General features: G+C 34.8%; 11 protein-coding genes and 2 pseudogenes. 5 read left to right on the plus strand and 8 right to left on the minus strand.

The window, feature by feature from the left end:
• A partial coding sequence (locus SAGCYANO_RS44110; RefSeq protein ID WP_237395806.1) for a hypothetical protein occupies positions 1–791 on the plus strand: 791 nt, incomplete at its 5' end.
• Positions 792–1141: 350 nt separating this feature from the next.
• On the opposite strand, the gene SAGCYANO_RS47325 is transcribed toward SAGCYANO_RS44110, so the two are convergent.
• The 6 genes and pseudogenes from SAGCYANO_RS47325 to dapF all read right to left on the minus strand — a co-directional run bounded on the left by SAGCYANO_RS47325 (position 1142) and on the right by dapF (position 8859).
• Positions 1142–1951 carry a DEAD/DEAH box helicase family protein gene (locus tag SAGCYANO_RS47325; RefSeq protein ID WP_255502466.1) on the minus strand — a complete coding sequence of 270 codons (810 nt, stop codon included), beginning with the start codon at positions 1949–1951 and terminating at the stop codon, positions 1142–1144.
• Positions 1931–2848, minus strand: a pseudogene (locus SAGCYANO_RS47330) (AAA domain-containing protein); the annotation flags it as partial. The pseudogene SAGCYANO_RS47330 and the gene SAGCYANO_RS47325, both read right to left, overlap by 21 nt.
• 346 nt (positions 2849–3194) lie before the next feature.
• Positions 3195–3719: a hypothetical protein gene (locus SAGCYANO_RS04755; protein WP_202219023.1), complete on the minus strand. Its 525-nt coding sequence runs from the start codon at positions 3717–3719 to the stop codon at positions 3195–3197.
• Positions 3720–4029: 310 nt separating this feature from the next.
• Positions 4030–4920 (minus strand): serine/threonine-protein kinase, encoded by an 891-nt coding sequence (locus SAGCYANO_RS04760; RefSeq protein ID WP_237395807.1) that lies wholly within the window; start codon positions 4918–4920, stop codon positions 4030–4032.
• A gap of 1371 nt (positions 4921–6291) precedes the next feature.
• Positions 6292–7437 (minus strand): hypothetical protein, encoded by a 1146-nt coding sequence (locus tag SAGCYANO_RS04765; RefSeq protein WP_202219025.1) that lies wholly within the window; start codon positions 7435–7437, stop codon positions 6292–6294.
• A 570-nt stretch (positions 7438–8007) separates the two neighbouring features.
• Positions 8008–8859: a diaminopimelate epimerase gene (gene dapF / locus SAGCYANO_RS04770; protein ID WP_202219026.1), complete on the minus strand. Its 852-nt coding sequence runs from the start codon at positions 8857–8859 to the stop codon at positions 8008–8010.
• A 76-nt stretch (positions 8860–8935) separates the two neighbouring features.
• Here dapF and SAGCYANO_RS04775 point away from each other — a divergent pair, with 76 nt between their 5' ends.
• Positions 8936–9238, plus strand: coding sequence for an RNA-binding protein hfq (locus SAGCYANO_RS04775; RefSeq protein ID WP_375339866.1), 303 nt, complete (start codon positions 8936–8938; stop codon positions 9236–9238).
• A 104-nt stretch (positions 9239–9342) separates the two neighbouring features.
• On the opposite strand, the gene SAGCYANO_RS04780 is transcribed toward SAGCYANO_RS04775, so the two are convergent.
• Positions 9343–9483 (minus strand): hypothetical protein, encoded by a 141-nt coding sequence (locus SAGCYANO_RS04780; protein ID WP_202219027.1) that lies wholly within the window; start codon positions 9481–9483, stop codon positions 9343–9345.
• A gap of 927 nt (positions 9484–10410) precedes the next feature.
• On the opposite strand from SAGCYANO_RS04780, the pseudogene SAGCYANO_RS04785 reads away from it, so the two are divergent.
• Positions 10411–11287, plus strand: a pseudogene (locus SAGCYANO_RS04785) (M23 family metallopeptidase).
• Positions 11288–12320: 1033 nt separating this feature from the next.
• A complete protein-coding gene (locus SAGCYANO_RS04790) occupies positions 12321–12842 on the plus strand; it encodes a late competence development ComFB family protein (RefSeq protein ID WP_202219028.1) in 522 nt (173 codons plus the stop codon).
• A gap of 843 nt (positions 12843–13685) precedes the next feature.
• Here the strand turns inward: SAGCYANO_RS04790 and psb29 are convergent.
• Positions 13686–14405 carry a photosystem II biogenesis protein Psp29 gene (gene psb29 / locus SAGCYANO_RS04795; RefSeq protein WP_202219029.1) on the minus strand — a complete coding sequence of 240 codons (720 nt, stop codon included), beginning with the start codon at positions 14403–14405 and terminating at the stop codon, positions 13686–13688.
• Positions 14406–15409: 1004 nt separating this feature from the next.
• Between psb29 and SAGCYANO_RS04800 the strand changes: the two genes are divergently transcribed.
• Positions 15410–15940, plus strand: coding sequence for a chromophore lyase CpcT/CpeT (locus tag SAGCYANO_RS04800; RefSeq protein ID WP_202219030.1), 531 nt, complete (start codon positions 15410–15412; stop codon positions 15938–15940).
• Positions 15941–16066 lie beyond the last annotated feature (126 nt).

Here is a 16066-nt window from a genome sequence, read left to right on the forward strand (position 1 = left end):
CCGAATCAAATCTTTCCATATATTCCTTCTCCATCAAAAACACCTCATCCAGTCATTACCTGAAGCGCATAACTTCCGAATCAAATCTTTCCATATATTCCTTCTCCATCAAAAACACCTCACCCAGTAGTCATTACCTGAAGCGCATAACTTCCGAATCAAATCTTTCCATATATTCCTTCTCCATCAAAAACACCTCACCCAGTCATTACCTGAAGCGCATAACTTCCGAATCAAATCTTTCCATATATTCCTTCTCCATAGAAAACACCTCACCCAATCATTTCCTGAAGCGCATAACTTCCGAATCAAATCTTTCCATATATTCCTTCTCCATCAAAAACACCTCATCAAGTCATTACCTGAAGCGCATAACTTCCGAATCAAATCTTTCCATATATTCCTTCTCCATAGAAAACACCTCACCCAGTCATTACCTGAAGCGCATAACTTCCGCATCAAATATTTCCATATATTCCTTCTCCATAGAAAACACCTCACCCAGTCATTACCTGAAGCGCATAACTTCCGAATCAAATCTTTCCATATATTCCTTCTCCATCAAAAACACCTCATCAAGTCATTACCTGAAGCGCATAACTTCCGAATCAAATCTTTCCATATATTCCTTCTCCATAAAAAACACCTCATCAAGTCATTACCTGAAGCGCATAACTTCCGAATCAAATCTTTCCATATATTCCTCATCATTGGAAAATCTCCCACATTTTCATTCTGTGAAGCTCAAAAAAAATCCCGCCTCAAAGGTTTCATCCTCCCTTAAATTCTGATACCATAGTATTTAAATGGAGTTGCTTATATCTACGCATGACTTTTTATTCAACTAAAGATAGTATGATTTTGAGCGCGATAGAACTCCGTTCCACTCCGCGATCGCTAAGGTTGTAGAAAGGAAAATCAATGTAAAAGGTACTAAATGGGTTCTATATAGAAGTCCTATCAAATAAATTTTTACAGCTTTTTACTGATTCAATATAGGAGTTTAACCTCTAAACCGCTTTCAAGAGTTAGTTGTAATAATTTAATTAATAACTGCATTTTTCTGACTTTTTCCAAATTTTCATCTCTAGAGGTATGGTCTCCAAACTCCCCTCAAAGGTTCGTTTTAATCAGAAATATTTCATTTTATAAATTTACCGGACTTAAGTCGAAAGCAAACTTTACTACTATCAATATATTCAATTAAATCTGTAAACTGATTAGGAATATTACGAGGAGTTTTTCCTTCATAAGCCATATTATCATTGCCAACTATAATTAATAACTGTCTAGCACGGGATAAAGCAACATTTAATCTGCGATAGTCGGAAGTAAAACCCAATATTTTCTTAGAATTACTCCTAACTAAATCATAAATAATAATATCTCTTTCTCCACCTTGAAAAGCATCAACTGTATGAATCACAATATGTAAATTTTTCCACAACTGCTTATTGTTAGGAGCAATAGTCGATTCTAAAATACTAATTTGTGAACGATAAGCAGAAATAACACCGACCTCTTTTGATAAATTATTCGACTCACAATTTTCTTGAATTTTTGCCAAAACTCCCTTAATAACTTTAGCCTCATAAAGATTACTAAAACTTTTTCCTATTTGTTTTTCTTGAGATTTTTCTCGTGGAACATCGCTAGTAGATATCCAAGAAATATTGTGATTAAATTCTCTCAAACCGTGTTTTTTTTCCTTAACATTAACAAACTGACTAGAAACCAGACTTTCGTAAAATAATGTACTAACCAAATCACCAATATCTGGGTGCATTCTATATTGATTAGTCAGAGTTATCTTATTATTATCCGGCAACTTTTCATAAAGATACTCGAACAAACTTATCTCCAGAATTCTTTTTTCAATCTGTTGTTCATTCCACGCTTTTTCCTGAACTTCCCTATCAATAATTGGCGGTAACTGTTGATGGTCTCCCACTAAAATAATTTTCTTACCTTTCGACATTGGCACAAAACTTTCCGGTGCAGTAGAGCGAGCAGCTTCATCAATTATTACCCAATCAAAATTACGGTCTTTAAATCTTGCTACCCCTAAACAAGTTGCCCCTACAACATTTATTTCATCTATAAATATAGACATCAAATCTTGTTGTTTTCTCTGCAATTTTTCATTCCATTCTTTATTTAATTTCTGTAAATTGATGAAATTCTGATAATTTTGTTGATTATCGCCCAGAAGACTCTCTAAGAATTTTGATTCTCGATCTATCCAAATTGAAAGTTGTTTTTGTTCTGGATATTCGATGCCAAATTTAGCAGTATCTTTTTCTATAGATTCTAATATTTTTCGTTCTAACTCTAGCTTTTCATAAATTAGCTCCAAGACAATATCCGAAAATTCTATAGATGCTAAATTCTCTGGTTCAATAACCAATTCCGAATTAAGTCTGGCAATTGTTTTTGTTAATTTTGCTGCCAAACTTTTCAACTCTTGATTTTTATCTTTAATCTCTTCTAGCTCAGAAATCTTTTTCACCCCTGATAAAAGTTGCTGATTTTTCTCCTGATACTCCTGCCAATAAGCAACAGATTTTTCACTAATATATTTTTGCCAGTTAATAATAGCCTTCCCCACTTCAAACTGTTTAGCACTTTCTTCTATTTTTTCTTCTCTACCAATTCTAATACACTTAATTTCTTCACCTTCCACGCCAGATATTCTCGTCAAAACATTATCCACTGCCACATTAGACTGAGAATAAATCAAAATTTTATCATTAGGATATTGGTTGAGAATTTGCCGAATAATTTCAGTAATTACAGAAGTTTTTCCAGTTCCCGGAGGTCCTTGAATTAAAAATATTTCCTCAGTAGCTAAAGCTTTATCGAATAATTAATAATTAATAATTAATAATTAAATAATTCAGGTTAAAATCCTCTCCTTTCAAAGGGGAAAAAAGAAATAATATTTCCTTATATTTAATCTGATGATTTTAACCAGAAGTAATTATCCATTATCCATTATCCATTATCCATTAATGAAATACAGCTTTTTGTTGTGACTCATCCAATTGTTGGTTAAAAAATTGTCTATGTCTAATTAATATAGGTTCAATTGGTTTAACATTAGATGGATTAACTATAACCTGACATAATTCTGGATTTTCTGAATCACCATATCTAATTTCTCTTAAAGCTTTACGTCTTTTTTCAATTTCAGATTATTGGTCTTGTAAATTTGTTTCGATTTTTCCTGCATCTGATATAGACTGAATAATTTCATCAGGGCAAAAATCTCCAATACTAATATGTAGTTTTTCAATTAATTCTCCATTACTAGATTTTTCCCCGTCAACAATATCTCCAATAGGCAACTGTTTTGATTTTTTTCGAGTAGAAGATGATTGTTTTGTGGTGGAAATAGTTACAGGTAATGGAGGAGCTGTAATTTTTTCCAAATCTTCAACAGAGATGGTTTCTGTTAAACTTAAAATTACAATTTGTCTTTGCTGGTCATAGAATTTTTGTCGGTATTGAAAAGTTAGTTTTTGGTCTTTAATAATCTCTTTTTCAATATCAATTACAGATTGCCATTGTTCAAACGTTGCTGCTAATACTTGATTATTTTCTCTTTCATTTTTAACCTCTTCTTCTTTCTCCCAAATTTTGTATATCAAGTCAGTTAAATCACTCTTTCGCCTTAAATTAGAATCTATTTCAACAATAGGATATACTTTTATTTCCACTGCATTTTCAACAATTATTTCTTGTGTCTGAGGAGCGACAGATATTAGCTCTTTACGAAGAACAATATAATCAGGTTCGTCTAACTCAATAAAACCTTGATAAATTTTAGCTGAACTTTCTATAAAAATTTCTACATTTAGCCTATTTTATTTTTCTTCCGGCGTATTTTTTTGAATGTGTTTTTAATATATAAAGTTCCTGAATTAGATTTTAACTCTGATTCAATATGCCTTTTAACTCTTAAACCTTGTCCTTGATAATTATTGCTTTTATCTACTTTTTCTCTGAGTCCAGGAGTCACCCTAAATACTATATTTTTGTTTCAGATAATATTTCTAAAAAATCTGCAACAACCTTTCTCAAAACATCAAGCCTAGGGCGTTTTTCACGCTCCTTTTCTGTCGCACTTTTAAATTTTTCTATTAAATCTTGAGAATTTTCATAACCATTTAAAACCTCTTTAGCAGACTGATAAAGAATATTTTTATGTCTTTTATCTTGAAATCTAATTCGCTCCGACTGAGTTGATAATAAATATAAAAAAGTCATCCCCAAAGAATAAACATCCGAATCCCTAGAAACTCCCTCAAGATTAATTTGCTCCGGTGCAGAAAATAAAGGTGTATGATAACTCCTAATCGTATTTGTTAACAAAGTAGTAGTAATAATAGCTATCCCAAAATCTAAAACTTTTGCTTCCGGTTCCTCATCAATATCTACCACCTTAATATTATCTGGCTTAATATCCCGATGAATAATATCCTTTCCATGAGCATGACTAATTCCGTCAATAATCTGCAAAAATAAACTCAACTTTGTTTTTAAATCAATCCCACCATCAAAATAACTTTTAATATCTTGACCATCCAAATATTCCAACACTAAATAAACCAGTCTATGATCCTCTTCATAACCATAATCTATAAACTTTACAATATGAGGATGATTAAGACGTTTTAAAGTATCAATTTCTCTTTCCAACAATTTAATTGCATTTTTTTCATCCGTAGAAAGTGTTTTAATAGCATAACGTTCATTGCTATTTAACTTTTTAGCCAAATAAACAACACTACTTCCACCTGCTCCAATCTTCGCACGAAAATCATACTTCCCACCAATAATTTCACCGATAAAAGAATCAGACATAATTATTTTTAACTTATTTATAGTGTTTTTCTTAACATAAAATACAGCTATCAAGTCTGTAATTTATCAAACTTTAAACATACTTATATTTTTCTGTAGTCTACCTTTGTGAAAGGGTGCATCTCAATGCGTGAATAAAACAAAAAATTTATCGCTTTTAGGGAACAGGGAACACTTAACTGGGAACACTTAACTGGGAATATATAGGAAAAAAGTATTTTTGCAAATATGAGATGCACCCTTGTGAAAACCTCTATAAAATTAATATAATTAATAGAAAAAAATTATACTATTAAAATAATGAACAAAGAAAAAAAATTCCCTACCGCGTCAATACTCTTCTTTTCAAGGAGAGGTAATTGTTAATGATTAATTATTAATTGTTGAACCGTATTTCCATTAATAGCTAATTAAATAAACAAAATTTTAAATATAGCAGTCAAAGGAAAAATTAGGGCGTATTAAAAGCTTAAAACTCAGACAACGCAAGATTTTTTATTCTTCCTTCTTCCTTCTTCCTTCTGCTATATGTTTGAACTAGGCGATCGCCACTTTACCGAAAAATTCAGGTATAAAGCCTCTCCATTAATGGAGAAAAAAGCGGTCGTTTGCGGAGCATTCCGTAGGATGGGATGGCGTTTGCTAACGCACAACTACGTTAACGCGTAGCGTCCCGGAGGGAACGGTCCCCTCGCCATATCCATGAGACCAAGAGAAGAAGAAAAATCCTTTGATCCAATCCTCTTATTTATAAGATTTATAAGAAGAGGTAATTCTAAATTCTAAATTCTAAATTCTAAATTCTAAATTCTAAATTCTAAATTCTAAATTCTTGAACATCTACAATCTAAATGACCTTGAAATACCTGGTTAATGGTTATTATTTCAATCATCTTTAACTTAATATTGAATTAGGGCTTGCTGATTAAATATAAAAGCATTGAAATATAAATAATTTAGCCTTTTTGGGGTCGAATTGCAGTACCTATTATCACGTCTAAAACGCTCATGCATGGGGCGTATTTTAGGCTCATAGTTGGGCAGAAAAATCATTCTTACAATTCTTACTCCTGCTTCCTCCCTAATTCCCCATTCCTCCTGTCTTCCCCTCCTGGGAGGGGTTAGGGGTGGGTTGTCTTCCCCTCCTGGGAGGGTTAGGGGTGGGTTGTCTTCCCTCCTGGGAGGGTTAGGGGTGGGTTGTCTCCTACCCCACCAAAAAGACTTTCCATCAGCAAACCCTAATTACAACTTATAACTGATAACTAACAGGGTCATTTCATTCTAGATATTAGCAATGAATTTATTTATTTTCAGACAGCAAAAGATAAATTTACTCAAGCTTGAAATAACATGGTTTAGTCAATGCATAAAATGGCAAAGTTTAGAATAAAACAGCCCTGGATAACTGACAATTGATAACTGAAATTACCCTTGATTAACTTCTTCAATAATCCAATGAAAAGTTTCCATTACTTGCTCTAACGCTACATCATCTTGTAATGTTGATAAACGTAAACTAGGCGCTCTAAATTCCTCTGAATTTCCTGGTAAAGCTAGACCAATTGAACTAAGTTTAGCTCTCAATTCCAACCATTTAGTATTGTTATTAAATGGAGGTTGACAACTATATTTATTCGAGTAAATTTCTAGACGACCTGAAATATCAATACTAAATAACTCCAGACTCTTTTTTCCTGGTTGATTAACAATTATACTAAAACCACCATAAACATCCCCTGTCCCCCATTGAATTGAAACTATAGGTTCTTGGTTTTTAGCCCACTCATGAATTTTTCTGAGTATTGCTGCCTCATCAGCGCCCCACCTAGTTTGAAACTCTTGAAAGAAAGATATTTCGTCCCACCTTCTTCTTTCACGAGTTGTGCTTGATTTTTTCAGTTGTGCTTCAGTCGTTTGACCAATTACTCTTGGAACTAAAGTTCTTAAACCTTCTTGACTAACATACTGTTTAATTTCTAATGCCAAAACTTCTACTGGGTCTATCTGCTCGTTCAGAAATTCTACTACTCTTCGTAATTCTGCCGGAATATTATCTGCCACAAATACTAAGCGAATTTTATTTGCTTGTAAATTCGTTTTCACTTTTTGCCAAAACTTTTCTTCGTCAGCATCTAGACCCAGAAATTTTTCAAATACTTGTTCTGGATCGCGACCATGTTCCCGACAGTTGACTTCAAACTGAGCAATAATTGACTCTAGAGGCCAATAAACCCCTACATTAGCAGCATAATCAATCATTTGACCTACTACTGTTTGACGAATTTCTGCTTTGTCAGCACCTTTAACTATTACTAACGTCGGAATTGCTTCTTGGTCAAGAAATAAATGAGATAATGCCCATTGTTGTGTGATATCTTCCTCTGTCGATATTGCTATTTCCCGTGATATTAATAACCATCTTCTGGGAGTAGCTCTGTCTATATCATCTCCCGCAAGTAGGTTAGGATAAGTTTCTATAAACTCTTGTAGTTGATCTTCAGACTCATAAGCTTGTTCTGTCATTTCCACAAGTTGATCGTTGTCACGAATTAAGTAAATACCTCCGCCCATGAATATACCTCTATTTTTAAGTCAAAATTCCCAGTCAAAAGCAATATAACTTTTAATTTTTATCTATAGCAGTTTGCGCAGACAACAGCGAACAGGCAACAGACAATAGTGGGAATAAAAAGCCTATTTTATCAGACTTTTAGCTATTGGCTAATTCCTACAATTTGTCAATATACCAGCGCGCACTGCCATAAAAGTTATTCTAAGTATTGAAAATAGTACAGCTAATTTTTTTATAGCAGTCGAAGGAAAGGTCATTTTAGTTATCAGTTAGCCTCCTATGGTCGTAACTGCGTTAACAGTTATCAGTTATCAGTACCTCTGCAATAAGGAGGCTTGAAATCTGAAATATTCTCTTTTTTTATCCCCTTAAAAGGGGAGGCTTTAGACCAGAATTTTTCGGTAAGGACATATCAGAAGCTAAAAACTTAGACAAAGTCAGATTTTTCCTTCTTCCTTCTTCCTTCTTCCTTCTTCCTTCTTCCTTCTTCTTTCTTCCTTTTTCTATAAAACTAATTTTGAAATAGTCAAAAAATTAATTTTAAACAATTACCAATCTCTACATTTCTATCAATTCATTATTGATTCATTAATAACTCCTGTAAATACTTTTTCTGCTGGTCCAGTCATATAAACTGTTTGGTCTGTGGTTGACCATTCAATCTCCAAACAACCTCCAGGTAGTTCAACTGTAACTTTATTCTCGCTTCTTTGAGTTAAAACCCCTGCCACTACTGATGCACAAGCACCCGTACCACAAGCTAATGTTGCACCAGCACCTCTTTCCCATACTCTCATTTTCACATAATTTGGGCTAATAACTTGAATAAATTCTGTATTAGTGCGTTCTGGAAATACTGAGTGATGCTCAAATTGAGGACCTACTATTTCTAGAGCTATATCAGCAACATTCTCTACAAAAGTTATACAGTGTGGGTTCCCCATATTGACACAGGTAACAGACCAAGATTTTCCAGCCACTTCTAAAGTTTGATTAACAATTTTCTCATCAGCATTACCAAGAGTTGTGGGTATTTCCGATGCCAATAGTTTTGGTTGTCCCATATCAACTTTTACTTGGCCATCAGGTTGTAATTCGATTCCGAGCAGACCTGCACCAGTATAAATTTTATATTGAGTTTTATTATCATTATCTATTTCAGCAATAAATTTAGCTAAACATCTAATCCCATTACCGCACATTTCTGACTCTGAACCATCAGAGTTAAATATCCGCATGGTATAATCAGCTTGCTCTTGTCTAGGCAGAGCAAAAATCACACCATTTGCACCAATACCAAAATTGCGATCGCACAATTTTATCGCCTGTTCTGGTGTTACTATAGGTTGCGGGAGGTGGCGATTATCAATCAAAATAAAATCGTTGCCCAGGCCATGATACTTGGTGAATGATACTGTCATGATGATGCTCCAGTAATTAAGTTGAAATTTACTTTTAAATGAAAAGATTACGTGGGAAATATATTGAATAATTATTATGTCTGATTTTGATACCAGTTTACCCAGTGTTCGCCAGATTCAAACTTATATCACAGATAAGAAAGAAGTAGAGCTAAAACTAATTACCAATGACCTCCATGTAGGAAAAGTTTTCTGGCAAGACCCCAATTGTATTTGCCTCTTAGACCAATATGATTTACCAATTATAATTTGGCGACAAGCTATTGTTTATCTCAAACCAAAAACTAATCCTAATTTTTTCAAGGAAATTTTTCTACCTTCTTCTTATTTTAAGTTAATCATAAATAGAAAATTCCAGAAAAGAGGGAGTAGGCAGTAGGAAGTAGGGATCGGAGGAAAATAATTGATAATTTATCTACGATAATTGATTTTATTTTTTATTATTTGAGATGTCTAATAGACAATTTCAGAATAATGATGTAACTACAAAATTTGTGGCCCAGTCACATAAGGCAAATGTAGCGCTACGCGCAAAAAGGTTTTGTCAGCATACTCTACTTCAGATATCATTAGACCCGCCACAAAAGCACCAATCTCAATGGAAAAACCCAAGTGTTCTTTCATTAATTGATAATTGATAATGGATAATTGATAATTACCTCAGGTTTTAACTGTTACGGAATTGAATATAAGGAAATATTATTTCTTTTCTTGGTCGATGGTCGGACAGCGAGGAGACCTCGCCATCCCACCCTACGGGAAGCTGCGCTACGACTGCTGTCTTGGTCGATTGGATATGGGGAGGGGACCTCGCCATCCCTCGACCGCTTTTTTCCCCTTAAAAGGGGAGGGTTCAAGGCACGAATTATTTAATTATTAATTATTAATTATTAATTATTAATTATATAGACCTATTTGCAGAAGCGATCGCCCCACCGTAATACCAATAATTTCTGGTGGCTGATTTAAAGCATGTAAAACTGCTAACATTAATAACTTCTGTAGAGGCGATTCGCCAATCGTCCCTACAGACTTCTGACTTCGTTAAGGAGTTGGTTGCATCTGAATCCTCTAAAATTTAATATAATAGACATCTCCTCCAAAAGAGGGAATAAGGAACATAGAATAGGGAATAGGGAACCCACCCCTAACCCCTCCTGGGAGGGAATAATTGATAATTTATAGATAATAATTGATTTGATTTTTGATTTTTACCGAAAAATTGTGGGTATGCGCCTCCCCTTTTAAGGGGATAATAAGCGGTCGTTTGCGGAGCAGTCCGTTAGATGGGATGGCGAGGTCTCCTCGCCATATCCAATCGACCAAGAGAAGAAAAATTTTCATGAATTTGTCAATCCTCTTCTTTCAAGGAGAGGTAATTATTCATTATTCATTATTCATTATTAATTGTTGAACAGATGTCTAATACCTAAAAACTAAGACCTCAAACCTTCTTCAAGTAAATTATTCCTCAGATGAGGATATTGTTAATTGAAATCTACAAATATAATTTAGTCATTAATTAATCGGAAAAATATTAACTAAAAACTAATGTTTTGGTCTATCAAAATTAAACAGTTTATCCCTAACTTAATCTTAACTATAGTTACAACAATACTGGTAATAGCTAGCCCTGGACTTAGCCAAACTGTACAAATAACTCCTACTAACCCACAACTTGGAGACACTTTATCAGTTGTAATTCAGGAATCAATTAGCGGAGCAACTCCCAAAGTTAATATGGATGGAAAAACTTATCCATTCTTTTCAATTGGACAAAATAAATTGAGGGCATTATTACCAACTACCCCTTTAGACCGACCAGGTACACGACAGCTTCAAATTACCACTGAAGCAGGCGTGCAGAATGTAAATGTAAATCTGCAAGGTCGCTCCTTTCCCACTCAATCTATTTGGCTACCTCCTGGCAAAGATTCTCTCAAAGGAACAGACTTAGAATTTGACAGAGTGGGAGCATTTAAAAAAACTTGCCACTCCACAGAAATTTTGGAATGGTCCATTTCTTCGACCTAACCAAGGTCCTGTAAGTACAATTTATGGGGTACGACGGTATTACAATGGAGAGTTTGCTGAAAACTATTATCATCGTGGGGTAGATTATGCAGATTATAATGGCTCTCCTGTAGTAGCTCCTGCTGCTGGTCGTGTCGCTCTAGTGGGATTAGAATCTCAGGGTTTTGAAATTCATGGTAATACTGTGGGTATCGATCATGGTCAAGGGGTAACAAGCATTTTTATCCATTTGAGTCGTATTAATGTTCAAGAAGGCGATTTTGTGAAAGCTGGCCAGTTAATCGGTGCTGTAGGATCTACGGGGGCATCTACAGGTCCTCATCTACATTGGGGATTATATGTATCTGGTCAAGCAGTCGATCCTGTTCCTTGGCGATATCAAGGTATTGAATAAGACTTTTGTGACAGCTCCCGTCCCTAAACTCTTGCGAGCTATAGCGTGGGCTTGGAGTTGACTCCCGGCAACCCGTCGGACATTTCATGTTCGCGCAGCGACTCCGCAGGAGAGACTTTGGTTTTACTTAACCCTGCTGCCCCACCACAGAAGGAGTAGAGAATTTCTCGCTCTACCTATTTTCCTTGAAAGTTTTACATACAAGGGACAGCTGCAATTTCTGCACAATTCCTTGTAAAACCCCATACTTTCAGTTGTCTAGGTTAAGTTTGTAAGCGGATGGTCGCTCTTGTATTTAACTTTACCTACATTAATTATTTTACTGGCAATTCATCCCATCGTCAAATCGGAGATTATGACGTGCGGCTTCTCGCCCGAACAGCTAAATAAATGTATCAAGACTCAGAAAATTTGTTTTATTTGACTTCTCACCCGACTGAAGTACGGGTGATTCTAAGGAGTTGTTCCAAATCGGTTTAAAAACACGATTCGTCACACCTACTAGCTGTCACTGGACTTAATTTTCCCAGTGGTGGTAGCTCATATACCACCTACAGACTCAGATATGCTGACAAAAATGCCACACACATTGCCTTTACTTTTTTAGTTTTATTTTCAGAGTGGTTTTACACTTATGAGTGAGCCATAAATCCCTATCTCTGCTGCCTACTTGCCTGTGCCAAGCGTCTTGATAGAACAGTGCTATTAGTTTCTTACTGGCGGGAGTTTCACCTCTACAAGCATTGAGTCTATGGGACAAACCTTATTCCTACTCGTATTCATTGACTATTATCCCACATTTTGGGATACTTGGGAATAAATTCCCACAACTTGTTTTCATCCAAGGGCTAAAGCCACTTGGCTTTCAACTGCACGTTTTTTTGTAAAAATATTATGTGGGTATTAAGTTATGTTCTGAGAAATTAAGATGATAGTAGAGCTTGACTTTGATTAACTTATAATCTTAATCTAATAAAATAAATAGTAGAAATCTCACTTTGAAAATTCTTCTGAGTCAATTTAAATAAAACTTATGAGTATAGAAAAAATTGTTGAACAAGCTTTACAAGATGGTTATTTAACACCTTCTATGGAAGCAGAAGTAGGACTAATTTGTAACACTGCTTCTGAATTATCAATTGAGGAATATATGGCTCTTGACCGTTTAATGGGAGCTTTATTGACAGGAGAAGTTGTTGTTTTACCTCGTAAACAATTTATTAATGTGATGGAAGAATTAGTCCTGTCTGAAGCGATCGCACGAGTGGCAGAAATTGAGGCAAGTAGCGACAAAACTCTTGATGTGGGCGATATTGCCGCTTATGCTTTAAATAGACTTCCTCCTTTATATGCTACTACAGAGGAGGGCGCTCAGTTTCAAAGGTCTAAGGCTAAAGATGAACTTCAAAATCTAATTTCTCAGCAGGTAAATGAAGCTATTGTTCAAAATATAGACCGACAACCAATTAACCCTACACCTTTTGGTACTTCTCCTGATGTTGGTTCACAACTTAGTGAATTACTTAAATCTTATGCTCCACAGTATGAACAATAGTACTATCTATCTTTAAATTATTCTTACTAGATAGAAAAATAAAGGTTGTTTGTTCTTAGGATAAAAATTATTGTTATAGAAAAATTTTTTGATTTGTATTAGTATTTATGAAGTATTCTAAATTTTTATTGGCTCAATACATAGTATTTTTAAAATAAAAAATTGACAATCTTAGATCATTATCAACAAGTGGGCTACATTTTATAAATACTATCTATGAAATAATTAGGGCGTGGCCGATATAAGTCTAAATGCATTGACATATAAAGACAAGTGCCTTTTTGGATCCTTTAAAAAGTGCCTGGTATCACGTCTAAAATGCTCAAATTTGAGCGTATTTTAGGCTCATAGTTGTGCAGAAAAATAACTCTGACAATCCTTACGGAATAGAATAATTAAGGTAAAAATCCTCTCCTTGACTGCGTCGCTAGCTGTCGCTCTACAAGGAGAAACAAGAAAAATTTTTCATTATTATTCAATCAATTCCGTTTTCTTTTGAGAGGTAATAATTAATAATTAATAATTAATTATTAATTATTGAATCCTACCTCCTCGATCATTCCCCGCTCCTCCTATATTCCCCTCCTGGGAGGGTTAGGGGTGGGTATTCCCTCCTGGGAGGGGAGGGGCGAGGGTGGGTTATCTCCTGTCTCCTTCCCTACTAAAAACTTTTGAGCGCAAACCCTAATTAGAGTAGGAGATGTGTTAACACATCTCCTACTCAAAAAATTAAATTGAAATAACAGCAAGGATAATGTTTAACGAGCCAGTAAATAGTATTTGAAAAAATACAGTCAGTCAAAATACTAAATATTAAATAATTCAATCTTTAACTATTGATATTTAATTACTATTGTTTGAAGTCTTACTAGCAGAAGTAGGCATATTCCCTTTTTCCAAGCTACGTTTCTCTCGTTTTTTCTTAGCTGCCATCAGAGTATCTTCCATAGCACTACGAGCTTGGGTTATTCTCTCTAAATTGCTACGATACATATCTATATCTTTTAATAATTTTTCTTCTGGCAAGTTTAAAGCCTGAGAAATTTCCTTGATAGCTTCCGTACGCTGCTGTTGTTCCTTGACTAAATCTGGATCTGCTATTTCTAGTAAAGTGAATAAACCTATAGCAAATAAGCGATTATACTTAAATTTATAACCATCGGAAATAGCTCTTAAATTATCTTGCAAATGTTGAGCATCATCTCTATCTGTTGATAAGCAAATCCACGATAGCATATCCTTTCCAGACATTTGTTTAGCTAAATCTTCTAATCCTTTAGCATCCGCACGATATTTATCTGGTTCCTCTGCTTGTGCTTGAATTAAAGCATTAAAAATAGAAACTTTGTCCTGTTCAGGAGAATATCCCTCCATAAAACGGTCAAAAGCTGTAACTATACCCAAAGCATAAAATGGATTATAGCTATAATTAGCATTGACGGAAATCAGGTGCATTTCCACTAGCAGCTCTTCAACAACTCTATTGTATATGGAGTTAATTGGACGGGTGTGAGAATTATAAAAAGCTTTCTTAGTATCTGAAACAGTACGAATATTATTCACCTGGTGTTCTAATTCTTCTATAATCCCATCCCTGTCAGATTTTGATTTCCTACTAGGTCAGCTTGAAAGCATATAGTACTGGAAAAACAGGGTGGGTTTGACTTGGTGGAGTACCTACCTTGATAATTAAACTGTAATATCTGGCAGACTACCTTGTATTTCGTGACATACTCCCACACTGATTACAAAATCAGATGTGGGCTTCTCAGCGACTCTACTTTGTAGACATTGACTGAGCTACCAAGGGATGTCCCACCTCTACAATTAACAATTAATAATAAAATATTTGCCTTTGAATTATTAATTATAAATTACATTATATTGCTTTTCAGACAGCGAAAGATAAATTTCCTCAACCTTGAAATAACATGGTGTCGTAAATAGATAAAATGGCACAGTTTAGAATGAAACACCCTCGATCATTTTCAGTGTGGGGCTTCTGCTAAAAAAAACTAATAATTCCTTTGAGGAACTGTGCTGACAAAACTTAGTATAAACAAGGTAATTGTTTGTCTGACAAATCAGAGCGTCGTCCCTTATGGATAGATATAGACTACATTCTACAACTTTACTATAGCCAATGCTTTAAAAGTTGCCGTTCCCAATATTTATATTATGATAATTCAATTAATCATAGCACAAGTAGGGATTACAAATAGAATTATAATTTATTTTGTTTGATTTGAAAGTTAAAAATAGTCTTCAGCCTTCAAGATTACGTAAGACTCTGAAACAACTGCAAGTCAGGGTATATTTGACCAAAACTCTATAGGAATTAAGTAGATAGATTTTGCTTACTGTTGGCAATTCGGAAAAAAATTATGACCACTACATAACTGAAAGCTATTGATAGCGTTTTTCGCAAAGGTAGACTACAGAACAAATATAAGTATGTTTAAAGTTTGATAAGTTACAGACTTGATGACTGTATTCTACGTTGTTAATGACCACTATTAATAATTAGGTAATCTGTGTAATCATTTTAATCAAAATTGACAATAAATATGAATTTTTCTCCAGAGTTAATATCTTTAGCTAAATATCTTGCTGGTGAATTTGATAATTCTACCCAGGCGATCGCCGACCCCGCATGGTATGTTCAGCTCCGACTATGGCACAGACCTATCCCTATTACTCTTTTTCCAGAACCTAGCATTGCTCTATTTGCCGAACAAGCAAATATTCTCAAATTAGACCAACCATATCGACCAAGAGTTATGCAACTTCGACAATTATCAGATAGTCCCATATCTTTACAAATTCAGTACTATTTACCAAAAGATGTACCTTCTATTCTCGGATCGGGGAGAAACCCAGACATCCTTAAACAGCTTAAACCTAGCCAACTGGAGTTTTTACCTGGTTGTACTCTAGAGGTGATAAATCACAACCATAGTCAAAGTAATGAATATTTTCAAGCTACTCTAGCTCCTGGTAAAGTTTGTGGCTTTACCTATCAAGGTCAATATTACCAGGTTGAACTAGGTTTTGAAGTTAATGCCCAAGAGTTCCTCAGTTATCTCAACGTTGGTTGAAGACCCGCGCTCTCCCGAAGGGGAGCGTCGGGATGTTTGCGCAGCATTCCGCAGGAAAACCAATCAATTTTGCGGCGCATGTCAATAGTGTGTTAGACTTAGAAATATGGCTGCTGGGCTAGCAGT

The organism is Okeania sp. KiyG1, from assembly GCF_014132355.1.
GTDB lineage: Bacteria > Cyanobacteriota > Cyanobacteriia > Cyanobacteriales > Microcoleaceae > Okeania.